Raw genomic sequence first — 24,183 nt, 5'->3', positions numbered from 1 at the left:
TCGCTCTCTTGATAAACCCAAGCGCTTAGGTTTGTCACATTCACACAAATAATGAAGGCGTATAACGACCAAGCTCACCGGATGTATGTAAATCACCTCAGTTCGGAATGACACTAAGAAAAGTGGAACGGGGACCCCATATTTGATGGTAAAGATTTAGCCATAAGTGCCATTTGGCTTTTATGTAGAAAAAATCGTTCCAGCCAACCTGACACTAGCGAGATTTAAATTATATCACACTTAATAAAACTCTGATTAACCAAAAAATTACTACATTGAAGATTAAAACTATGGCTAACTTTATCACAGAAAAGTTATAAAATATAAATAAAAAATTGACTATTATAATACCTATAAAAACCGAACGATTAATAAAAGGCGAAATCCTTGAAAAAAATTGAAAATTAGATATTTCTGCTTCAGATTTCAGTCCTTGAGGTTGAGAAATTATGCCTGTTAAAATATATTTAATAATACCTATATGATTGCTCTCTTCTAGAGGTTTTCCATGATCTCCATTAAAATAGTACAATTCTTGCAATCGATCATCTCCCATCAAAAAACCATCAAATCCTCCAGTTCCAATATCTGCCATTCCTACTCCTCGTAAACCACTACACAGAATTCCAACTGGCCAATCAAAAGAGCTACGGGCATTGCATAGCTTCTCTAATTGACCCTTGTCAAATATCTTTTTCCAAGGATATTCTTGTGGTAAAACACTACCAGCTAAGTAAGCTCGTTTGAACTTCATTCCAGGTACTTTCCTCAAACTTTCCCCTAGAATATAAGTCCCATTACTGTGTCCAATGAAATGAAAATCTATATTGGGATACTTAGCAAAATAGTAGCTATATTCATCCATAAACCAAGCTATATTACTTTGACGAAGACCAGGAAGAACAAAGTTAAACGCCGAAAAGTAACCATAGGAAGAAGTGATAACTACTGTGTCTGGATCTTCTTGAAGTATTTTCTCTTTGATCTGCTCAACCCAGCCGCTATTACTAGCTCGAATTCCATGAAGAATAAATACCACATTATTTCTAGCAATGGATGGCGCTAAATTAGGATTTTCATCTAATGGTTGATTGCTAAGAATTGCTTCCCTAATCAGATGATATCTTTCTTCACTATCTTCTGCACAATCTACGCGGTGAATATTCGTGTATTCGGCATCAGGAATATCTATATGAAAAGCATCAGGAAACTGTTCTAAATCAACACTGTCATCACGAGTTATCTTTCCATCTTTTGCCCCCAACAGTTGAACGATAGTTAGTGGATAATAAGATTCGTCGTTGAAATGTCGAATCCACTCAACTCTCAAATTTGTGATAAAGGCAGAGCCTCTAATAAAATCTTGTAATGGCATCAATCTCTGTAAGGAAAAAGATGTAGCTTTCTCAAACGCCATTACCATTCGCCAAATTAGAGATTGAGTAGGATCTAAACCGCGATTGGGTGAAGCCAAAAGAACAAAGCGCCTGACGTACTCATACCAGGGACTTTGATCATAATCAGGGTACATACCAGATGCTAATAGGTAAGTCTGCCGAATGAGTACACCACCTAAGCTATGCCCAATAAGGATAACCTCGTCAAATGGGCCTTTGCGTCGCCACTTTGCATCTATTTTGGCTTTTAGCTCTGTGCATAAGCTAATGCCTTTCTGAAAACTCCAATCATGAAGATTATGCTTATCCCAAGGTAGCCATTCACTCTCAGTTAGGGCAGTTTCCTTCTTAAGTTCTTCAATTAACGGCTTCCAACTTTCAGCATCTTGATTTTCAGAAGGAACAACAACAATGAGCCGTTTTAAGGAAGTTGAGCTAACAGGAGTAGTTCTAGTCGCAGATTGACTGGTTATTCTTGTTCCGTCTGTCCCTCCCCAAGCCAGTCCTACAGGCTGTTCCTCAAAACTTGCTTTGATTCCTAAGTTATTTTCTATGTAATCAGCCAGTAAACTAGCATTTCCATCCTGCGAACTGTAAGTAATAACAAAAGCTGGTTGTACTGCTTGTATTAATGAGATTACTACGTTCCAATCAGCACTATTAGAGTCAAAATTGCCTGATTTTACATCTACAACCAAAACATCTATTTCAGGGAAAGAAACCCCGAATGAACTTGTAGTCCAAGATAAATCTGACGAATACATTACATTAACGCCATTTTCAGTGCGAACCACTGGCATTACTGAACCGGGCTTATCACCTGATGGAAACAGACATATTTGAATATTCTCGACTATATGACAGCTTCCATCGGCTGGAAGAACTTCAAATTGCCCACGTCTAAACTTTATATCTGGAGATTTTTCTAATAATTGTTCATAAGTTTCTTTACTTAAGACAATCTTTTTTTGCTGTCCTTTACTGGTACTGAAATCATTAAGGCGATTGATATTAGTCTGTATGCGAATAGAACGCTCTGGAGCAAATCCATCACAAGTCACAGTCTGACCTATAAGAATACATCCATCTTTGCGAACAGTAGCTGCACCTTGAAGATTATTCATTGTTGCTCCTTTTCATCAGTAAATTGGCGACAAAAGCTTCGACCTTCTGAGGTGTAAGATGGGGAGCAACTTTAGGATTTTTAGTAGCTGATTCGGTTAATGTAAAGCTAAAACGGCCATTTTTGATAGCAGTAGAAAGAACGTTTTCCTCATGTACTAGCTTAGATAACATAGCTCGAAGCTCAAAACTATACTGTTCTTCCCATTGACTCCCATCAGCTAGAGTTGGAAGTTTGCCCAGGAAAACATAATGGTGAATAACCTTGGATCGAGTCGAGTCAATTGTTTCTATGCAGTCAGTTAAGCTTCCTCCTCCCCGCAGGTTGCATTGAAGAATCGCACGAACTTCTTCTTTGCTCCTCTGATTCTCAAGCGCATCTTTAGCCAAAAGGTTAATATTTTCAGACTCTTTAACCCTCGAAATTTCAGATGCTACGGAAAAAGACAGATAACCTGGTGATGTTCCCCAATTGACAAGAGGTTGTATTTCAGGCGGGAGCAATAATAGCAAAAGAAACCTACGCAAAATAGAGGGGTCTTTTAATTCAAGTTCCTGGGCGATTTGATTGAGGGAAATTCCTTGAATTTGATACAAGCGATTTAATAATTGAGCAACTTGTATCGGAGATAGCCTGCGATTTTTCTTATGCGTTCCAATAGAGAGAATTAAATCTCGCCGTTCCTCAGACGAAAGTGAATCTAACATAAGTTTTTTAACTTAGAGATAACCCCGTTCAGAAAGCGCTGCTTCAAGGAGAGTTATAACCGCATTATCTTGGTCAATCTCCTCATCTTGTGTAAATTGATTTAAAGCATCATATAGTTTGTCGCCAACTACTACTCTGAGATTTATTTGCTTCTGCCGCCTACTCCTTTGTATAACTTCTTTTGGAGGTAAGCTTGGCTCTTGATTCGCAACTTTTTCGATTTGTTGTTGTTGAAGACCACTCATTTTTTGCATTTCTTCGGCATAAATGATAGCAGCTTCATTGTCAACTTCTTTACTAGTTGAGTCTGTCGCTGCTTTTTGCGCCCGAAGTGCAACATCAAGTTTTAAACCACTTTCAACTTTTTCTTTTAATGGTTCAATCAGTTGCTCATATTTAACATACTGGCTTACCTTATAATAGGGAAGTCCTAATGTGTCTGAAATCTTTTTAATAGACCCATATTTTATGTATAACGCTGTGCAAGCATCAATGTAGTCTTTGGTTGACAAATTTTGTCTAACCATATTCTCAGTTAGAGAAATTGCTTTTGCAATTTCTGGTTCTACTGGTTCAGCAAGTATTGTAGCACGTATAGTTTCACGTCTTAAATACTGATGTGCTAGAAAACGCCTCTGACCTGTGACTACTTCATATCGTTCTTCCGCTTTTGGAGAAACAACAATTGGCTCAAGGAGTCCTATTTTTTCAATGCTGGCTGCTAATTCTTGAATACCTTCGTCAATCTCGCTAGTACGAACTTGAGACAGTCCGATGTCAATTTGGTCAAGTGGAATTTCTCTAACTACACTATTCTCAGTAATTGTCATCTGTACCTCATCATTAACCGTTTTATATTTACATAACCTGAGTTCGGGATAAGCTGAAACCCTCATTACACCGTTGCTTGATTCTGGGATCTGTCAACGTGCTTGCACCGTTTCAGCCAGTTAACGTTGAATAAACCTCCTTAACCCGAACTGACGTTAAATAATTGAATTAAAAACTTGTACTTTTTTAATTCTAATGTTGGTTATCAGCAGGTAAGCACAGGCGTAGGCCGTCGTAGACATCGCACCCATAATCGCCTCAACTGGGTGCTTGTATCATCCCGCTATAAACTCTCTTATTTCTATTCCGTCAGAGCATCAAGTTTAGCAAGTATTCTTAAACCTTCTTCTGGATTCCCAGTTGCGGCCATTGCCTTAAATCTGGTACTGGCATCAAATTCTGCTAGAGCTATGGTGGAAAGTTCTTCAATCAGCTTATTTACACTTATACCTTTGGCTTGAGCCAGTTTTTTTAATCTGTTGTGTTTTTCGTCTGGTAAACGAATAGTTAAAGTAGCCATTTTTGTTTAACTCCTAATAATTTCTTCAGGTTTTAAGATTGATAAGTTAGGAAATAACAATTCAGCATTTTGGAAATCTTTAATATTATGAGTGGCAATAATTTGAGCATTACCAGCAACAGCTAATTCAATTAAATGGTTGTCAGCTTCATCTTTTAAATTAGGTCGCCATAAGTAGTAAATATAAATCCATTGACTCACACTCATAAATGATGCTAGTAAAGCAGAAATTTCTGCACTCGTTAAAGGGCATTTGGCGATAATTTCTTCTCGCCCAATAACTGACTCATACTCAGAAAATAAAGCGTTTCCCATCAAAGGCTGATATTCGCCTTTCAAGGAGCGTCGAATCAGTTCTCTACTGGAACCCTTAGAGCTAATAAGCGCACTAATAAAAACGCTGGTATCAACCACAATTTTAATCGCCATGCTGTTATGATAGCATATATGCTATCATAACAGCGCGACTCAAAAAAACTTCTTAACAAGATTATCAACAGATATGCGTAGGCGTAGCCTGTTGTAGACATCGCATTACGATTTCCGCGCAGTGCTACTAGCCTTCAACTTCGGATAAGCAATCCGTTTGTGATGAAATTGCTGCCAAACATCTACAAATATCTGGGCAATTTGTGACATCTCTTCCCGTTTTAGTCCTGAATCAACGAGTTGATTGTCTTGCCACTTGGCACGTAGAATATTATTCAGCATTGCTAAAGCTTGTTCTGTAGAGACATCTTTAACCGATCGCTTCTCTCCCACAGATTTAGTCGATGCTTGCAGCGATCGCAGCGCTGCTTCGCAAGAATCTGCTAACATGACAATCCCGGTTTCCCGTGATTGGGGAATTGGCCCATCGTAACGAAAGTCTGCGTCGTCTACAGTTAAACTTGGATCTGACTGAGCCATTTGCTGGGCTTGGTGATGGAAATAGGCAATCAGCATCGTTCCTTGATGCTCTGGAATAAAAGCTTGAATCGCCGTAGGTAAAAGGTGTTTACGCGCCATCACTAACCCTTCAGTTACGTGCTTTTTAATAATTTCTGCACTCTTCCAAGGATCTTTAATCTCTGTATCATGTTTATTCGGCCCCCCCATTTGATTTTCAATAAAGCCAAGAGGGTCGTGCATTTTGCCAATATCGTGATATAATGTTCCAGCCCTGACTAGTTCAACATTGCATCCTAATTCTTTGGCAGCAGCTTCAGCAAGGGTAGCCACAAGCAACGTATGTTGAAAAGTTCCCGGAGTTTCAGTAGCAAGTCGTTTTAATAAAGGGCGGTTAGGGTTCGCCAGTTCTGCTAAACGGATTGGGGTAACTAAATCAAAAACTTTTTCTAGATAAGGACTTAAACCCAAGGCTACAACACTCCACCCTAAGCCGGATAAAGCAAACAATCCCGCTTCTTGGAAGACAATATACCAGGTTGAACCAAATACTTGACCAATTAAGATTTTAACAAGCAGGTAAATACCACCCTGAGTTAAGGCGATCGCAACGCCTAATAATGCTAACTCTTCACGCGATCGCAATCGTTGGGCAATGTAACTACCTAATATTCCTCCCCCAACACCAGCTAAAAGCGCAGCCTTGCTCATATCCAAACTAATGCCTAATATCGGACACAACAGTCCGACAACTGTCAACCCCAAAGTGGGGCCGTAAAAGCTTCCCAACAATAAACCAAGGGCGCTCCAAGTGGTATAGGGCAATCCGATGACGATTACTCCTGGCACACTTAGAGTTAGCAATAACACCAACAGACGATCGCGTTGTCGCAATTCGTAATCAATATGGCGTTCTACCCAGACAAAAATGCCAATAGCGATCGCAATCACGCCTCCTAACTTCACCAACTCCTGCCACTTTATCTCCCGGCGAATCAGGTGATAATGCTCCAGCACCTCAAAGTTCCATGCAGTAATCTGCGCTCCTTTTTTGACAATTACCTCACCATGCCGTACCTTCACCATCACGGGTGGCACGCCAGCCGCCGCCTTTTGAGCATTTTGTCTGGTTTGTTCTTCATCTTTTTGCAGATTCGGCTTGAGTACAGCTAACAACAGATTTTTTGCCAAAGTTTCAGCGGATTCTGGTACAAAAGTCTGTAATTGTAAACTCACCGCATCTTGCAAGATATTTTTTGGCAGTCCTTTTGGGATGCCTTGGGTGAGAATCCGCTCTATACTTTGATGGATTCCCATTTGGGTTTTTTCCCATTCCACATCTGATAAATCCAAAAGTAGAGATTCTTCATATACTGCTTCGGTGCTAACAGTCTCTAACTTTAAAAGTTTGGTAGTGGCTTGGATGTATCTTTGACGTGTTTGGGAAATTTCGGCAATCATTAAGGACAAGCTTTTCTCAGAAGTTGTGAGGCGGAAAGATTCTAGTTCTGCTACAGCTTGAGTAAAATCAGTGTTTTGAGAAAAATCTACTGGCTCTGTCTTCTCTAGACTCTGGGAATCAGATTTGGATGTGATGCGCGGCTGGCGTTTCTGATTGGGTGTGGCTGGGGTGGTTTGTCCGATTCTCTTCTGCTGCTGATTTTTACTATTTTCTACAGCAGATAGCAATGCTTGCCATTCCAACTCAGAACAAGAGCGGAGATAACGTTGGGTAGAGATAGATAAAACTACAGGATCAAAAAAAGGAAAAGCTCCAGCAACAGCGCGAATTTCGTTGCCATCATCTAGAAGTTGTTGCAAATTTTCGTTGATTTTTTCGTTGATTCGCGCATCAAGCATTAACACCTGTAAGGAGCTTGTGCTGACGGCTTTGCGCTCGGCTTCGGTTTTTTTCTGATCTTCGATGCTAGCTGTGTAAGGCGCTGTAATCGTTTGGGGTGCGGGATGTCCTACTCGGAGTTGAGTTTGATTGTATAATTTATACCCAATAATACCTGTGAGGGACACTACAGCGATCGCTAAAATCACCGAGTAACGCTGTTTATATGCCCAATCTAAACCAACTGCACAAATACTACTCTTAGTTTTAACCGATTTTACCTTTGCCCTTAGCGCTCTTTCTTGTTTTCGACGTTTGCTTTTCTCATTGGTTTTTGATAAAAACAGGAATACATTCTTGAGCATAGTCCTTAGAAGTTCCCTTCTATGGGTTTTACCTTTGGGACTTCTCACTAACTTTCCCTTACGGCGTAGTGTTTTGTACTGTCGCCGCCAGTGAGTCAATTGCTGGTTCAAGAACTGCAAAAATTGATGCATTTTCATTATCTATACCTGCAATTGCCGACTTTGATAGCTCAAAAAAAGACAATTATCAGGAAAGTTCGATCTGCGGCTGCTGCAACTTGGTAGCGGGGGCTTTTTTATTGCTGATTTGCCACAATAGCTAGCTACAGAATCAGTCCGAGGGTTTACTGAAAAATTCCAGTATATAAGACTAATACACAGTGGCGGAAGTTTGCCTACTTTTAACCCCTTATCTGGTTAATTAAGAATTAACGCGATCGAATAACGCGAGGAGCTGCGTAAATTGAAAGCGGAGCTACTTCACATCCGTCCTCTGTTAACTCCCTTGGGTTTAAAGTAAGATTATACACTCCTGACCACACCGCCACAAATGCATCGGTCAATTCTAACATTTGGGAAAAGCTAGTTAGTCCCCATACTGGATAATTCCTCTGCAAGAGCAAGACTTGCCAATTTACGGGAATTCCGCCTGTCCCGTTATATGCTCCCGATAAAGCACCAGTAATTGCACCTGTAGCCTGTGAGCTTAGAAGCGTAGCATCTTGCACTTGAGAATTGTCATTATTAGTAGCCTGTAAAAGTGTAAGGCGAAAGTCTTCCAAGGTACTCAAAAAGCAGTAAAATGACATCGCAATAGAGTTACTGAGTTTTTCTTCCTTAGCAAACTCAGCTTGCGCCGTTGATAATCCAGCCCCTTGCTCTAATAAATTCTGGACTCTTAATAATTTTTTTGGTATTGATGTCGGTGTTTCTCCGATAAAAGAAATTGTTTGGGGGATAAGAGTTATAGGGTCAAGTTTTTCAGTTAAGGCAAGAGCGATCGCATATCCTACTGCTAGTGTTCCATCCCTGACTACTGGATCATCCTCCCAGATTTTTAGTACACGCAGCAAGTTTTGTCGGAGCTTAATTGGATTTTCGTGAAAAAAAAGTGCTACTGGTAGTGTGGCAATAATTATTTTTATCGAGATATCATCAGTTGCTACTAAATGAGGAGGTTTTTCTTGCTGACGCTCTATCCAATCATCTAAATCTAATCTACCTAACGCAATCAAACTCTGGATACCCAGAACCGCCATTCTGCCTAAATCTGGGTAACTCTCAAACTGTACTTTACCACCAGGAGCTAAACTTTCCCCCAGTAATGCTCCGAGTAAAGTTCCTTTAAACCGACTTACAGGAGAGTAACGCATACAATTTTGGATTTTGGATTTTAGATTTTGGATTGAATAATTTAATCCAAAATCCAAAATATCAAATTTAAAATTGAGTTATTTTTAATCTTTTCTTAAATAATTCACCAAAGCTTGTAAGCCCAATAAGTAACTTTGAACGCCAAAACCACTTATTTGCCCGATCGCAACTGGGGCGATGTACGAATGATGGCGAAAATCTTCCCGACGGTAAATGTTACTCAGATGCACTTCCACGGTGGGTAAATTAACAGCAGCGATCGCATCTCGTAATGCCACACTTGTGTGGGTATACGCTCCTGCATTAATCAGAATTCCCTGATGTTGCCCTAACGCGCCATGAATAGTATCTACCAAAAGTCCTTCATGATTTGACTGCAAAGGAAAAACTTTCGCCTGTAATTTGAATGCTTCTTCTTCTAACAGGCGGTTAATTTCAGCTAGTGTTAACGAACCATAAATTCCTGGTTCTCGCTGTCCTAGCAAATTTAAGTTTGGCCCATGCAGTGCCAGAATACTTAAGGGTTGTAACGTCGAGTTTACCACTTTGGGGTTAGTGGCGACGGCGCGAGCGATCGTTCACGGGAATCGGAATCAGTTCCGGTTCCGGTTCAGCCTCTGGCCCTAATAGGCTTTCAATTAGCCTACGAGCTAATTCCTTAAGCTTTTCCAGCACCTTTTCTATATAGTCCATGAACTGACCGCTCCTGAGATACTACCTCAATTTTTGATTAACAGGTACGCAGAAAAAAACATACTTTCGCACCTCTGGCTTCCAATCGGGCTGATACACAATCCCGCATTTGGGACATAAGCCACTTCTAAAATTTAGCGTTGTGTTTTCCCTTACTTTTTAGAGTATCACACTTGAACCTACTGAACTGTATCCTATCAAGGATGGATATTAAGGGTCAAGAGTTAAAAATTGGACTTTAGATAGACTATTGAGTAGGAATTTTAGATTTTAGATTTTGGATTAAGAGAATTTTGAGATTCATGCCTCGCCCGTTATGGGCGAAATAAATCTAAAAGACGCTTCTTCTCTGCGAGACGCTGCGCGCGCGAACGTCGCTAACTCTAGCGTAAATCTAAAATCCAAAATTGTTTGACTTGTCACTAGCCTTCTGTACCCTTTTTCTTTGCAGCGGTCGTTGAGGATTTAGCTGTTGACTTAGATTTAGAAGTCGTTGATTTACTCGTTTTGCGAGTCGATTTCCCAGTCGATGTCTTAGCTGCCAACAAACTCAGCGCCGCCGCCAGGGTTACATCTTCTACCGTTTGACCTTCTGGGATACTTACATTAGTTTTGCCATGCTTGATGTAAGGACCATAGGGGCCATCGTAGATATTAATTGTTTCCCCGTCCTCTGGATGCGTACCCAATTCGCGTAAGGCTGCCTTAGACTTGCTGTTGGTGGAACTGCGTCCCTTTTTGGGTTCGGATAACAATTCCAATGCACGTTCTAGGCTAATTGCCAATACATTATCAGTAGCTTTCAGGGAGCGGTAGTCTTTTCCTTCCTTCCCCTGGTCGTGAACCACATAAGGGCCAAAGCGTCCCAAACTTGCTTGGATTTTGCCGCCAGTAACTGGATAAACCCCTAATGTCCGGGGTAGCGCCAACAGACCAACAGCCATCTCCAGGGTAACAGTTTCTGGGGTGACACCTTTGAGTAGGGAGGCTTGTTTCGGTTTGGGGTTTTCGTCGGTTTTGTCACCCAATTGGACATAAGGTCCATAAGCACCAATTTTTACATAAATCGGTTCGCCAGTTTCGGGATGGCGGCCTACCTGGTCAGGACCGGTGATTTTTTGCCGCAGCAATACTTCTACCTGTTTGGGGTCGAGGTCAGATGGTGTCAGGTCTTTGGGAATTGAAGCGGTGATAACTCCTTCACCATTTTCGACTTCAATATAAGGGCCATATTTACCAATGCGGACTTTGGCATCTAGATTCTCAAGTTCTACAGTCCTCGCTTTGGTGGCATCAATCTGACTTTCCCGTTCTTTTACCAAGGTTTCTAACCCTTTTTCTCCCAGATAAAATTGCTGCAAGTAGGGCAACCATTTCACTTCACCTGTGGCAATGTCATCAAGGGTTTGCTCCATCTTCGAGGTGAAACTGGGGTCAACAATGTCCGGGAAATGTTTTTCCAGCAAGTCGGTGACGGCGAAAGCGGTAAAGGTGGGAATGAGAGCGTTAGTCACCAAATGGGCATAACCCTTGTCGATGATTGTGCCAATGATGCTGGCGTAGGTACTGGGACGACCGATACCTTCGCTTTCTAAAGTTTTCACCAAAGAAGCTTCGGTGTATCTAGCTGGCGGTTGAGTTTCGTGCCCAACTGCTTCCAGTTCTGTACAATTCGGACGATCGCCCACTTTCAGATTCGGCAAAATTACTTCCTGGTCTTCCAGTGCTGCTTCTGGGTCGTCTGAACCTTCGACGTAGGCACGTAAGTATCCAGGAAATTCAATCCGTTTGCCAGAAGAACGGAATCCAGCGTCCTCAACTTGCAATTGCACGCTAATTTGAGTTTGCCGGGAATCAGCCATTTGACAAGCGACAGTCCGCTTCCAAATTAAATCGTAGATAGCAAGTTCTCGACCACCCAAAGGAGTTTCTTGAGGGGTGCGGAAGGTGCTACCTGCTGGACGAATTGCTTCGTGCGCCTCTTGTGCGCCTTTGGACTTGGTGGTGTATTGCCGGGGTTGGGGACTGAGGTATTGTTGACCGTAGAGCTTTTCTACAGAACTCCGAGCAGCTGCGATCGCTTGATCTGACAAATGCACCGAATCTGTCCGCATATAGGTAATATACCCTTGCTCGTACAAATTCTGGGCAACCCGCATTGTGTCACGAGCTGAGAGACGCAGTTTGCGGTTAGATTCTTGTTGCAACGTCGAGGTGGTGAACGGTGGCGACGGTTTGCGCGTCACAGGGCGTTCTTCGATGTCGTTAACATTCCAGGTTTTCCCAGTTAGGCGTTCCTTGAGGGCTACCGCTTGTTCAACGTTTAGCAACAAGACATTGCGACCTGCGGTAATTTCTCCGGTCGTGGCGTCAAAATCGCTGCCGTTAGCGATTTTAGTTCCTGCTAATGTTACCAGCTGGGCAGCAAAGGGGGTTTTTTCCTTTGACAAACTAGCTTTCAAATCCCAGTACGTACCCTCATGGAAAGCGCGGCGTTGGCGTTCCCTAGTGACTAAAAGCCGCACGGCTACAGATTGCACTCGCCCAGCAGATAATCCCCAGGCGATTTTTTTCCACAGCAATGGAGACAGGGTATAGCCCACCAGTCGATCTAAAATCCGCCGCGTTTCTTGGGCGCGAACCAACTGCTCATCAATATTGCGGCAGTTTTTCAGAGCTTTTTTGATCGCTTCTTGGGTAATTTCGTGAAACACCATCCGCTTAGTGGGAACTTTCGGCTTCAGCAATTGGTATAAATGCCAACTAATGCTTTCGCCTTCCCGGTCTTCGTCCGTTGCCAGAATCAGTTCATCTACATCTTTGAGGGCATCTTTGAGCTGGGTGACGATTTTCTTTTTGTCTTTCGGGACAACATATACCGGTTCAAAGTCGGCGTCCACATTTACCCCTAGCTGTGCCCATGATTCCCCTTTGACGGCAGCAGGAATTTCACTAGCTGACTGCGGTAGGTCACGCACATGACCCATAGACGCCTCCACCCGATAGCCTGCTGGCAGGTAGTTGCGAATGGTGCGAGCTTTGGTTGGAGATTCGACGATGACGAGAGTTGACATGGAAATTTCAATAAAAAGAAGAGCTAGTAAGCTAAACAGTCAAATTGAGGTAATTTTTGCAAATTGTCAAGATTAAGTCGCGCTTAGGGCGGTGATTTAATCCTCACATAAACTGTCTGCTTGGGAGAAAATCAGCTGAACTTAATGCCCAGTCTGTCCCAGAGGATAAATGAGGGTACGCTGAGTCTGAATTCCCAGCTATTTCAATCTTTAACTTATCTAACGCATAATTGGCGACTACAGTTTTCAAAATATTCTTTAATTGGGGAATCGGGAATGGGGGGACAAGGGGACAAGGGGGAATTATTTAACAAGTTTCTACCTTGTCTCTTCTCCATACCCAATGCCCTACTTTCATAGAGCTTGTGCCAAAATTAAATCAAACTTGAGAGCAAAAGCGAAGTGGGGTTTGTACCCATCTTAGGAAAGCAGAACTATGCTACCAATTCGTCAGGGTGATGTTATCTTACTACCTGTGCAGCAGGTTGAAGGACAAAAAATACCTCATTTAACTTTGGCAGAAGGCGAAGTTACGGGTCACAAACATCAAATTACTGAGGGTAAGGCGGAATTATCTGAAAAAGATAGCACACTTTACTTAAGTGTTTTTTCAGAGTCGGCATTGCTTGCCCATGAGGAGCATAAAGCTATTTCTATTCCTCAAGGTGACTGGATGGTGAAAATTCAGCGGGAATACGAGCCTGAAGGTTGGCGATATGTCGCTGATTGAAAAGTTAACGCCTGAGCAAGAGGCTTTGATTCCAGTTTATCGGGAGAAGTGGAGAGAGATCGCGCTTTCAACTGAGCGAATTGATCGTGAAAAAGCGGCGGAAGCAGTCAAAGCTACTTATGTTTTGATTGGTATGGAAGAACCTGAGATAGTTTTTTATGATAGCCCGAATGCTGCTTTGATAACTACTTTAAGCAAATTATTACAAGAACTTGGTAGCGATTGGGATAGTGGTTCGGCTCTGTGGGGGGAATTATGTATTTATGAACTACCGCCTGCAAACGTATGTAACGACCTAGAGGATGAATTATATAAACAAATTGATGGCGAACTTCATACTCTACTGTGGTTTGAATTAGCAATGAAACTAGAGAATAGTTTGAATAATTGTAACCATTGCTGGGAATTGTGGAGCGAATTAGACAGACAATTGGAAAGTCAACTACAACTTGAAGTGGAAAATGCCAAGGATGACTGCATTGAATATGAAATATTAGCTTGCGGTGCAAGTTTTAATGATTTTTGTATTTCGGTTTTGAATTGTGTGTATGAGCAAGCTAAATGGAATTCCTTTGAGTCAGTAGTCAAAGAGTGCGGCTGGATTTTCGCAGGTAAAAATATTTGTATTGTCTGCGATCGCCCCCTTCATCTGCGGTTTGACAATCAAAATCGCCTCCACGCGGAAGGCGAACCAGCCATTGAATTTATTGATGGATATAGCTTGTACTCCTACCACGGCGTAACCTTACCTGAAAAATACGGTAAAATTCACCCACAGCAATGGCAAGCGGAATGGCTTTTATCAGAGGAAAACGCCGAACTACGGCGAGTATTAATTGAGGGTATCGGTTACGCTAGAATCTGCCAAGAACTACAAGCGATTGAATTAGACAACTGGCAAGAATATACACTATTAAGAATTGATAAAAATGTGGATATCGAGCCGATTTATTTATTAAAAATGATTTGCCCTAGTACAGGGTTTATTCACGCCTTGCGAGTTCCACTACATATAAATTCAGCGCGTGAAGCAATTAGCTGGGTAAATTGGGGAATTGATCCAGAGGAATTTGGTGTGCAAACATAATTACTTAAAGGACTTCCCCATTTAGAAGTTGTTCAAAAAGGTAATGACGATCCATTTATGCTAGATATCACATTAGCAGAAAGGGTATACTATATTTCTTAAATGCAGTAACTTGAGAGTTAATTATTCATTTTTGAGTAATACAGTGAAGATACTACCATTTGGATAATTATCTTCGATGGTAATTGTACCAGAATGTGCGTCGATCGCCATTTTGCAGAAAGCCAATCCTAAACCAATTTGCGAAACTTCTGGTATTGGAGTTCCAATTTCATACTTATCAAAAATGATTTGTCGTAACTCCAGACTTACTCCCGAACCAGAATCGGCGACTTGCACTTTTACACCACCTGCTGCTAAATACTCTCCCCGTAGGGTAACTTGAGACTTGGACGGGGAGAACTTAATGGCATTGGAGAGCAAATTATCCAGCACTCGACGAAAGATAACTGCATCTACTGCAACAATACCACCAGGTTCGGGTAGTTCGCGTATCAGGGTCAGGTTCTTTTGATTAGCGATCGCCTCAATACCTGCCAATGCTGACATACACAGCGTATAAAGGTCTACTTCTGTATAGTTGAGAACCATTTTCCCAGATTTCAGCTTTGCCACGATCAGCAAGCTATCGATTAACGATTGCAGTTGTTGTCCAGCAACTAAAATTTGATCGACTTTGCCTTGCTGTTGTTCAGGTGACAAACTTGACAACCGCAGAATCTCTGCGCCTAAAACAATACTGGTAAGTGGATTTCGCAGATCGTGCACAATCATGTTTACCATGTCTTCTCGCAGCTTGAGCAATACTTGCATACTGTCGTACTGGTGTTTAATCCGCAACATGGAATGAACTCTGGCTCGTAATTCCACACCATTAACGGGTTTACTAATGAAATCATCTGCACCCGTCGCCAGACATCGAGCCAAATCTTCTTTATCGGTTAATGCTGTCACCATAATAATCGGCACTGCTTGCCATTGTGGATCGGCTTTGATGCGTCGGCAGACTTCCATCCCATCAAGATCGGGCATCATCACATCTAATAAAATCAGATCGGGCTGAAAACTATCGAGGCGGTTTAGAGCTTGTTGACCACTAGGAGCGTAGTATAGCTGGTAGTTTTCACCATCGAGAAGAGTTTCAATAACATCAAAGTTATCGGGTTCATCATCGATTACTAAAATAGAGGGTTGACTATCCATCGAGAATTTCCGCTACCTTCCTAAAAGTTGTTGAATTGTAGTTACAAGCTGTTTTAGTTTTATGGGTTTGGTCAAATATTCATTAGCCCCAACTGCTAAACAAGTTTCGCGATCGCCGGGCATAGCTAATGCCGTTAGTGCAATTATGGGAATATGCACAAATTGTGGTTCGTTACGAATGCGGCGGATGGCTTCCAACCCATCCATTCCCGGCATTTGAATGTCCATCACAATTAAGTCAGGGCGTTCAACTCTCATAAAGTCAATAGCTTGTTGTCCATTGTTTGCCAAAATGAGATGATACCCTCGACTTTCAAGATAGGCGGACATTGTGTCAATATTTGGTTGATTATCTTCTGCCAGCAAAATCAAGGGAGTGTCCAGAAAGACTTCTGGCACTACAATTAGATTTGGCGAATTAAAACGGGCAGGATGTTGTAGTTTCTCTATAGTTACCTGAAGTTGAGCGCGAGTAATGGGTTTGACCAGATATTCAAACGCTCCTTGAGCCAGTCCTTTGCTATGCTCATCCACAACTGAAATGATGATCGTTGGAATATCTTTGGTTTTTGGGTTGGTCTTGAGTTGATTTAGCACCTCCCAACCCGATAGGTTCGGTAGTTGCAAATCGAGAATGATTAAAGCAGGTTGAACTCGCAGCACTTCTTCTACGGCTCCTTCACCTTGAGAATAGATGATGGGTTGCATTCCCATCTCGCTCAAGTAACGAGTAATTTGATCGGCTGCCGCCACAGAATCTTCAATAATTAAAACTTGAGCATTTTCAACAAGTAAGGGATAGCTGGGTAATGAAGTAGTTACCTGCGTTCTTAGAAGATTGTCGCTGCTATGGTAGGGAATGCGGACGGTAAAACAACTTCCCTTTCCAACTTCACTGCTAACTAAGACGGTTCCTCCATGTAGGTTAATAATCTTTTGTACCAGTGCCAAACCTAGACCTGTGCCACTGTATTGGCGATTGAGGCTGCTGTCAAGTTGGATAAAAGGCTGAAACAGCTTGCCAATTTCTTCAGAGGCGATACCGATGCCGGTGTCAGTGATACGGAAGCAAATATCTGGGGAAGATGAGGAAGACAAAGCAGAATTTACTTCCCCTGCCCCTCTGCTCCCCTGCCCCTCTGCTCCCTTGCCCCTCTGCTCCCCTGCCCTCTCCAGCCTGACTTCTAGCGTTACACATCCCCGTTCTGGCGTAAATTTGACGGCGTTACTTAACAGGTTGATTAGTACTTGACGCAGGCGGCGATCGTCTACTTGGATGCTGTCAATATTGTCAGAAATATGAGTACTAAGACGAATACTTTTTTTCAAAGCCATCTGTTTGACAAAGGCAAGGCTGGTATCACACAGGCTCCTAACAGAAACATCACTTAGTTGCAGTTCCAGTTTGCCAGATTCAATTTTAGACAAGTCTAGAATGTCGTTGATTAGTTCTAGTAAATGTCTGCCACTGCGCTCAATAGTGGCGATCGCTTTTGCTTGTCTTTCATTAATGGAGCCGAATACACTTTCTTGTAAGCCCTCTGACATACCCAAAATCGCATTGAGAGGTGTTCGCAGTTCATGGCTCATGTTTGCGAGAAATTCGTCTTTGAGGCGAGTGGCGCGGGCAAGTTCCATATTGGCGTTAGCAAGCTGCTCATTCGTTTGCCGTAATTGTGCTTCGGCTTGTTTGCGTTCTGTGATATCTTCGTGAGATACTACTACGCCAATCACCTCACCTGCACTATTAGTTAGGGGAACTTTATTAGTTCGCAGCCAGAGTTGTTCGCCATTAGACCCTTCAAATGGCTCTTCATAGCCTAGTTTAGGTGTTCGAGTGTTCATCACCATCATATCGTCTGCACAGTAGAGGTGTGCCAAATTTGCCCAAGGTAATTCAAAATCGGTCTTGCCAAGGATCTCATGGGCTGTCAGTTGAGAATGGCGGATAAATGCTGGATTGCAACCAATAAACCGCGATTGGCGGTCTTTCCAGAAAACACGTTGCGGAAATGTATCTAGTACCGTTTGCAGCATTTTGCGTGATTCTTCCAGTTCTTGCGCGGTTTGTTTGCGTTCACGGATATCAAATAGGGTGGTGCGGCTGTATAGATAGTTTCCCTCAGCATCCCTGACAGCAGTAGCGCTTACCAGCACTGGAAAAACTGTGCCATCTTTACAAACTATGTCCAACTCCAAATCCTTCACTGAACCCTGTTTTTTGAAGTGAGGATAGTTTTGCGCGAAGGACAAGCGACTGGCTTGGGTAAAAAAATTCACCACAGGTCGGCCAATCATTTGCTCACGGGTATAACCCAACCATTGCAGTTCAGTCTCGTTTACCTTGACCAATCGGCCTTCGCTGTCGAGGGAATGGTAGCCACAGGGAGCATTATTGTACAAATCTTCAACTTCATGGGCATATTTTGCCAATGCCTCTTGTGCCTCTTTCCGTTCGCTTATATCAGTTATTCGGACTAGATGCATGGTACGTCCGGCGACAGTAATCGGTTTGGCTGCAATGTTTCCCCAGAAAATCTTACCCTGAAGAGTAATATATTCAATCTCTAGGCTCCAGACACCTTTTGACTGCATATCTCTGACGATCGCATCTGTTTCCTTGGCAGTGAATGGACGCAGTTGGAGTGTCTGCCCATTGATATTGACTAATTCAGCTTTGTCAACCGCCTCAAACATTTCCACTGCCCGCCGATTGCAATCTAGAGTCAGCAGCGTTTGCGGATCGACCAGGAAAATGGCATCGGCTGATTCGTTAAAAATTGCTTCTCGCAAATCCCGATTGTGGATGAGTTCTTGTTCGGCTTGTTTGCGATCGCGTAGCGCGGCTTGCCGTTCGCTGATATCATAGTTAACCCCAATCATCCGTACAGGTTCACCCTGCTGGTCACGCTTGACAATAGCATACCCTTTCAGATAACGAATTTCTCCACTTGGTTGAACGATGCGGAACTCGACATTATATTCTTGCTTTCCTTGCAGAACTTGCTCTATGGTTCTTAGCATATAAGGGCGATCGTCCGGGTACAGACAGTTCAACCAAGCATCAAAAGAACCGTTATAATCAGCGTTGCTCACTCCATATAGTTCGTACATACGATCGTCCCAAATCTGCTTTGCCTGGACGAAATCATATTCCCAAATACCAAATCCTCCAGAGCCGATTGCTATGGTTAGGCGTTCGGAGAGACGATGCAGCTGTTCTTCTGCTTGTTTGCGTTCGCTAATATCTGTGAGTGTGCCGATGTAGCCGATAATGGTGTCGTTGGTGTTGATTTCAGGTAGTACTTGGATATAGAACCAGTTGATGCTGCCATCTGGGCGTAGATGTCTGCCCTCACTCTGATAGAATTCCCTTGGGTTAACACGTTCTTGCTTAAATTTTAGAGACCATTCCCTCCCCAGACGCTCGGCGTCTTCTGGGTGCAAGGCCTGTAACCAACCCATCCCCAATGCTGCCTGTGTTGGTCTACCACTCATCTTACTCCAGCGGTCGTTAGCATAGATGCAGTTACCAACGGCATCCAGCCGGAAAATAGCTACAGGAGCCGCTTCTGCCAGATGTGCATAACGGAGTTCGCTATCTCGAAGGGCTGTCTCTATTTGTTTTTGCTGGGTAATATCTTTGGCAATACTCAAAAATCCGATATTCTGTCCTTCCAGATCCTGGAGAATTTTCACCGACAGAAATACAGGGAAACGAGAGCTATCTTTGCGAATATAAGTCCATTCGTTTTCATAGGTGCTTCCGTCTTGAGTGACAATAGTAAAAAAATCTCTACCGGGTGCAATTTCCCTACCCAATTCTAACGAGAGTTCTGCTGCTCGTTGGTTGAGTTCCTCTGGGTCGTGAAATGTAGTTGGACTTATTTGCCGAACAACTTCATTTGCTTTGTAGCCCAACATTTTCTGAGCAGCCGCATTGAAAATTTGGATACCATTTGAGTTATTAAGAATAATGGCATAGTCGGTGCCATCTAAAATAGCTTGTTGCAAATTAGCGATCGCTAATAATTGAGCTTCTACTTGTTTGCGTTGTGTAATGTCAACATGGCAACCAATCATCCGCAAGGGATTGACGTCTCGATCCCAGGCAATTACACGACCGGAACAAATGACCCAAACGGTAGAACCATCCTTATGTCGGTATCTCACCTCATTGTAAAAGGGGATTTTTCCGCGACTTTGGACGTGTTGCTCAAAAAGTTGCAGAACACCTGGTAAATCCTCTGGAAAAATCAGGCGTTGCCAACTCTCTGGTGTATTTGATAATTCATAATCTTCATAGCCAAACATCTGCTTGAAGGTTAAGCTCAAGTATTCCTGATTGCCGGGAATATCCCAGTCCCAGTAACCTGCTAGCCCGATTTCAAGAATCTGCTCCAGAAGATGTAATTCAATTCGCAGCATCTGGGCACGCCGCCGGTCTTCCTCTGAGAGCTTGCGTTCTGTGATATCTATTAGTACGCCCAGCATTCGCAGTAGTTGTCCGGTTGTGTCGTAAACTCCCCGTCCTTTTGCCGATACCCAATGAATGCTGCCATCTTGCCAGACAACTCGATATTCCACAGCGTAATCGGTTTGGGTGGCGATCGCCTGCCTCAATTCCTGCTCAACCCATTCCCGATCCTCTGGATGTAGTTGATTGAGCCACTTTTCATAAGTCCAGTTCACATCACTCAAATCGGAACCAAAACAGTGAATTGCATTCTCACTGGCAAATATTTGATTGGTGATTGGGTTCAACTCCCAATAGCCAATACCAGCAAAATTCAGGGTAAGCTTGAGTTTGTCTTCACTGGCTTTTAGCGCTGCTTCTGTCCGTTGGCGTTCTGCCAGTTCTGCCTGTAGTTGTTCAGAAGAACTTCCCTGTTGAATGGCGATCGCTATTTGCACCGCTAGTTGATCCAACAAATCTAGTTCTACTGATTGCCAGTGGCGAGATGCACTACATTGATGAGCAATTAATAATCCCCATAATTGCTCTTTGACTAAAATAGGTACTACCAAATTGGCTTTGACTTCAAATTGTTCTAGAAGTTGCAAATGACAATTCGTTAAGCCAGCTTGATAAATATCGTCGATTGCTCGTTTTTTCCCTTGGCGATAATCACTTGCGGCTCCTTCTTGAAAGCAGGTCTCCAAAATCTGCTGTCCCAAAGCCACTGTCCAACCTGGAAGCACTGACTCTGCCGCAATTGTACCGCTCATCTCCGGCTGAAATTGATAGACAACTACTCGGTCTGCTTTCAAAAACTGCCGTACTTCTGTTGCTATGGTACGCAGAATCTCTTCTAGTTTAAGAGACTGACGAATCCGTAAGGCGATCGCAGCAATCAGTTGCTGTTGTTCCTGACTTTGTTCTAACTGTCGAATCAAATCCATCCGTTCAATGGCATGATGAATTGCACCTTGAAGAACTTCAGCCGTGAGTTTCTTTTTAAGCAGATAATCTTGCACACCACTTTTCATCGCACGGACAGCAGTAATTTCATCCCCTTGTGCTGTCAGCATAATTACAGCAGTTTGGGTATTGCTATGGCATTCCCGAAACTGCTGAATAAACTTCAGCCCATCGCCATCGAGTAACAAAAAATTCAGCAAAATGATATCTGGTATCTCCTGTTGACACCATTTCAGTGCTGGCGTTGGCGTCTCAAACTCCAAAATGCGGTAGGTATACAGGCTGTCTTGCTCTAAAAAGCGACGATATGCTTCCCGATCTTCAGCGCAATCATCAATCAGCAAGATCGTGAGGCAAGAAGGATGACTCATAACTTAAAAATACAAACGCGATCGCGTTTCAAAAAAATTATAGCTCGATATCATCGTGTCAATAGCCTGATGTGACACTCTCCAGGCTTCAGCCTGGAGAGTCTTGAATCTAAGACATAACTTGCTCAATCAGGGTTGCTCTAGAAGCAATAAAACACACTTGTTCCGCTTGGCAATAATCTAGCAAATTTCCCTAACACGATCAGGATTTGGCGCTTTTGTCCGTTCCACGATCTGTTGTATTACATCGCCTACAACTCTAGCAGATGGAGTTTATAATATTGTTTTGTTTCACGTCGTAATTCTTAATCTAAATAAATTCTGGCACAAATGAGCGAAATACTTCTTGTAGTAGACATGCAAAACGGTTTTATGTCTGAGAAATGCAGACATATTATTCCTACTATTATTAAACTAATCAAGCGATTTTTAGCAGATGGAAAACTTGTTGAATTCACAAGATTTATCAATACTGCTGATAGTAATTATGTAAAACTAATTCATTGGTCAAGATTGATGCAAGAATCAGAGACGAGCATTATTGATGAACTTCAGCCATATACAAATAATATTTTTGACAAGCCTTATTACTCCGCATTTACGGAAAGTTTTTCGAGTTTTATTTTTATTAATAAAATCAGCAAAATATATCTTTGTGGAATTGCAACTGATAGCTGTATTTTCAAAACAGCAATTGATTCTTTTGAGCGTGGTCTTGAACCAGTGATTATCGAGGATGCTTGCTCTAGTCACGGTGGTCAGGAAGCACATGATGCAGGTATTTTTTTGCTGAAGCGTAATATAGGAAAAAACCAAATTAAGATGACTGATGAGGTTCTTGAGGAGATGTTATAAGCCTTGTATCATCGCTAATATCGTGAAGCTGGTGCGATGCCTACGCAAGGGTTAGTCTTATGAACATAGTCCGATGTTTTAAAGCTTAGTCATTTACTCAAAAGACTATGGCAATTGAAGAGATACAGTAAAATAGAAATTTACAAAATAGTAATTCAGGCAGTAAGGGAAATCTATCTTAATCTTTTAGGGATTAGTTATATTCCAATACAGTTCAGTTAAGCTTCTCTTTATTCTCTTCCTTCGCGTCCTTCTCTACGAGACGCTGCGCGAATGCGTCCTTTGCGGTTCGTTAAAAAAAAGTCTTACGCTTAACTGAACCGTATTGAGTTATATTCCGTAGTTTTAAGTACGCTTTTTCAACACCAAGTTTGCACAACATGACCTTTCAACTGTTGTCCTAACCAAGGTGTATTTTGTGAAAGTGTATAAAGACTTTTACGTTCGACTTTCCAGGGTTTCTGGGGATCAAATAAAGTAAGTTCTGCTGGTTGATGAGGTAGAATTGCACTTACTTTCTGCCCCAAACACTCTGCTGGATTGGTACTCAATGCCCGCCATAATTCTAAAGCTGTAAATTCCTCAGTTTCAACAAGATATTGCCATAAAAGAGGTAGTGCTAATTCTAAACCAATTGCTCCTGGAGGCGCTTCGGCAAAGGCTTGGACTTTTTCTTCGTAGCTATAGGGTGTGTGATCGATAGCGATCGCATCAATTACACCCACACGTACCCCCGCACGCAACGCCACCATATCACGAGGATTTCCTAAAGGCGGGTCTAAATGCAAGCTGGTGTTATAACTCTTAACTGCTTTAGTATCAAGTAAAAGGTGCATCCAGGTGGTGCTGGCGGTGATGGGTAAACCAGCCGCTTTAGCTGAAGCAATTAATTCCACGCTGCGAGCTGTAGAGACACGCATGATATGGACTGGTGTACCGATGGTTGCAACCAATTCCAGCATAGCTGCGATCGCAGTTGTTTCAGCACTGGCGGGGATTGGGGGTAAACCAAAACGGAGAGCATTTGTCCCTTCTCTCATTACACCATTTGCTGTTAACTGGCGGTCGCTAGGCCAAAATGCAACTGGTTTGCCCAACGGCTGGAGATACTCTAAGACTCGCCGCACCAGCGCCAAATTTTCTAAAGGCTTACCATCAGTAAAACCAACAACTCCAGCCGACGCTAAATCTGCCAATTCCGTCATCTGTTTCCCAGCAACATCTACGGTGATAGCACCCCAGATATGAAGCAGGGGAGCAGGGGAGCGAGGGAACAGGGGAGACAAACTCTTCTCTACCCCTCTGCCCCTCTGCCCCTCTACCCTCTTCTGCTGCAACTGTGCCACAAGCGCAGGGTTATCAATAACTGGGGATGTATCGGGTAAAATGCTAACTCTAGTAAAGCCGCCAGCAGCAGCAGCTTGTAAGAAAGACGAAAGGGTTTCTCGTTCTTCAAAGCCAGGTTCACCAGAGTGGCTGTACAAATCAACTAATCCAGGCCCGAGAACTAATCCTTGACAATCTCTGATTTGAGTATCGGAAGCGATGTCAGAAATGTGCGAAGCCACTTCTCGGATATAACCATCAGCAATCAGCACATCAAAGAGTTCGTCGATTTCAGAAACAGGGTCAATCACTCGTACTTTTTGCAGCAGTTCAGTCATAAAAGTTTTTAGTTATGAGTTAAGGGTTATGAGTCAAGAGTGAGAGTGAAAAGTTATGAGTTAGGAGTTAGGAGTTATGAGTTATTTGTTCCTCAATC

The 24,183-nt window shown here is 42.6% G+C and carries 16 protein-coding genes; 3 read left to right on the top strand and 13 right to left on the bottom strand.

What is annotated here, in order from left to right; genetic code table 11:
* Positions 1 to 229: 229 nt before the first annotated feature.
* The 10 genes from V7K44_RS32705 to topA all read right to left on the bottom strand — a co-directional run bounded on the left by V7K44_RS32705 (position 230) and on the right by topA (position 12,753).
* Entirely contained in the window at positions 230 to 2,521 is a 2,292-nt protein-coding gene (locus V7K44_RS32705) for an esterase/lipase family protein (protein WP_334938193.1), read from the bottom strand.
* Positions 2,514 to 3,227 (bottom strand): hypothetical protein, encoded by a 714-nt coding sequence (locus V7K44_RS32700; RefSeq protein WP_334938191.1) that lies wholly within the window; start codon positions 3,225 to 3,227, stop codon positions 2,514 to 2,516. Before V7K44_RS32700 ends, V7K44_RS32705 begins: the two co-directional genes overlap by 8 nt.
* Positions 3,228 to 3,239: 12 nt before the next feature.
* On the bottom strand, positions 3,240 to 4,058 hold the full coding sequence (locus tag V7K44_RS32695) for a ParB/RepB/Spo0J family partition protein (RefSeq protein WP_334938189.1): 819 nt from the start codon (positions 4,056 to 4,058) through the stop codon (positions 3,240 to 3,242).
* 302 nt (positions 4,059 to 4,360) lie between these two features.
* Positions 4,361 to 4,579 (bottom strand): toxin-antitoxin system HicB family antitoxin, encoded by a 219-nt coding sequence (locus tag V7K44_RS32690; RefSeq protein ID WP_334938187.1) that lies wholly within the window; start codon positions 4,577 to 4,579, stop codon positions 4,361 to 4,363.
* 6 nt (positions 4,580 to 4,585) lie between these two features.
* The gene (locus tag V7K44_RS32685) at positions 4,586 to 5,008 is read right to left on the bottom strand and encodes a putative toxin-antitoxin system toxin component, PIN family (RefSeq protein ID WP_334938186.1); all 423 of its coding nucleotides are present in this window, start codon (positions 5,006 to 5,008) and stop codon (positions 4,586 to 4,588) included.
* A 105-nt stretch (positions 5,009 to 5,113) separates the two neighbouring features.
* On the bottom strand, positions 5,114 to 7,810 hold the full coding sequence (locus tag V7K44_RS32680; RefSeq protein WP_334938184.1) for an HD family phosphohydrolase: 2,697 nt from the start codon (positions 7,808 to 7,810) through the stop codon (positions 5,114 to 5,116).
* Positions 7,811 to 8,040: 230 nt separating this feature from the next.
* Entirely contained in the window at positions 8,041 to 8,985 is a 945-nt protein-coding gene (locus tag V7K44_RS32675; protein WP_334938182.1) for an ADP-ribosylglycohydrolase family protein, read from the bottom strand.
* A gap of 84 nt (positions 8,986 to 9,069) precedes the next feature.
* Positions 9,070 to 9,531: a type II 3-dehydroquinate dehydratase gene (aroQ, locus tag V7K44_RS32670; RefSeq protein ID WP_334938180.1), complete on the bottom strand. Its 462-nt coding sequence runs from the start codon at positions 9,529 to 9,531 to the stop codon at positions 9,070 to 9,072.
* 7 nt (positions 9,532 to 9,538) lie between these two features.
* The gene (locus V7K44_RS32665; RefSeq protein WP_012410890.1) at positions 9,539 to 9,679 is read right to left on the bottom strand and encodes a hypothetical protein; all 141 of its coding nucleotides are present in this window, start codon (positions 9,677 to 9,679) and stop codon (positions 9,539 to 9,541) included.
* 422 nt (positions 9,680 to 10,101) lie between these two features.
* A complete protein-coding gene (gene topA / locus V7K44_RS32660; RefSeq protein ID WP_334938178.1) occupies positions 10,102 to 12,753 on the bottom strand; it encodes a type I DNA topoisomerase in 2,652 nt (883 codons plus the stop codon).
* 436 nt (positions 12,754 to 13,189) lie between these two features.
* Here topA and V7K44_RS32655 point away from each other — a divergent pair, with 436 nt between their 5' ends.
* Together V7K44_RS32655 and V7K44_RS32650 are read left to right on the top strand one after the other, a co-directional pair.
* Positions 13,190 to 13,483: a hypothetical protein gene (locus V7K44_RS32655; protein WP_334938176.1), complete on the top strand. Its 294-nt coding sequence runs from the start codon at positions 13,190 to 13,192 to the stop codon at positions 13,481 to 13,483.
* Complete coding sequence (locus V7K44_RS32650) at positions 13,470 to 14,570, top strand: DUF6745 domain-containing protein (protein ID WP_334938175.1); 1,101 nt, start codon at positions 13,470 to 13,472, stop codon at positions 14,568 to 14,570. Before V7K44_RS32655 ends, V7K44_RS32650 begins: the two co-directional genes overlap by 14 nt.
* A gap of 123 nt (positions 14,571 to 14,693) precedes the next feature.
* Here V7K44_RS32650 and V7K44_RS32645 read toward each other — a convergent pair whose 3' ends face one another.
* Together V7K44_RS32645 and V7K44_RS32640 are read right to left on the bottom strand one after the other, a co-directional pair.
* A complete protein-coding gene (locus tag V7K44_RS32645) occupies positions 14,694 to 15,773 on the bottom strand; it encodes a hybrid sensor histidine kinase/response regulator (RefSeq protein ID WP_334938173.1) in 1,080 nt (359 codons plus the stop codon).
* A 12-nt stretch (positions 15,774 to 15,785) separates the two neighbouring features.
* Entirely contained in the window at positions 15,786 to 21,566 is a 5,781-nt protein-coding gene (locus V7K44_RS32640; protein ID WP_334938172.1) for a PAS domain S-box protein, read from the bottom strand.
* 330 nt (positions 21,567 to 21,896) lie between these two features.
* Between V7K44_RS32640 and V7K44_RS32635 the strand changes: the two genes are divergently transcribed.
* Positions 21,897 to 22,421: an isochorismatase family cysteine hydrolase gene (locus V7K44_RS32635; protein WP_334938170.1), complete on the top strand. Its 525-nt coding sequence runs from the start codon at positions 21,897 to 21,899 to the stop codon at positions 22,419 to 22,421.
* 359 nt (positions 22,422 to 22,780) lie between these two features.
* On the opposite strand, the gene V7K44_RS32630 is transcribed toward V7K44_RS32635, so the two are convergent.
* Complete coding sequence (locus V7K44_RS32630; protein ID WP_334938168.1) at positions 22,781 to 24,085, bottom strand: dihydroorotase; 1,305 nt, start codon at positions 24,083 to 24,085, stop codon at positions 22,781 to 22,783.
* Between the last annotated feature and the right edge of the window lie 98 nt (positions 24,086 to 24,183).

Origin of the sequence: Nostoc sp. (genome assembly GCF_036917235.1) — a bacterium.
GTDB lineage: Bacteria > Cyanobacteriota > Cyanobacteriia > Cyanobacteriales > Nostocaceae > Nostoc.
This window is presented reverse-complemented; position numbering and strand designations above follow the sequence as displayed.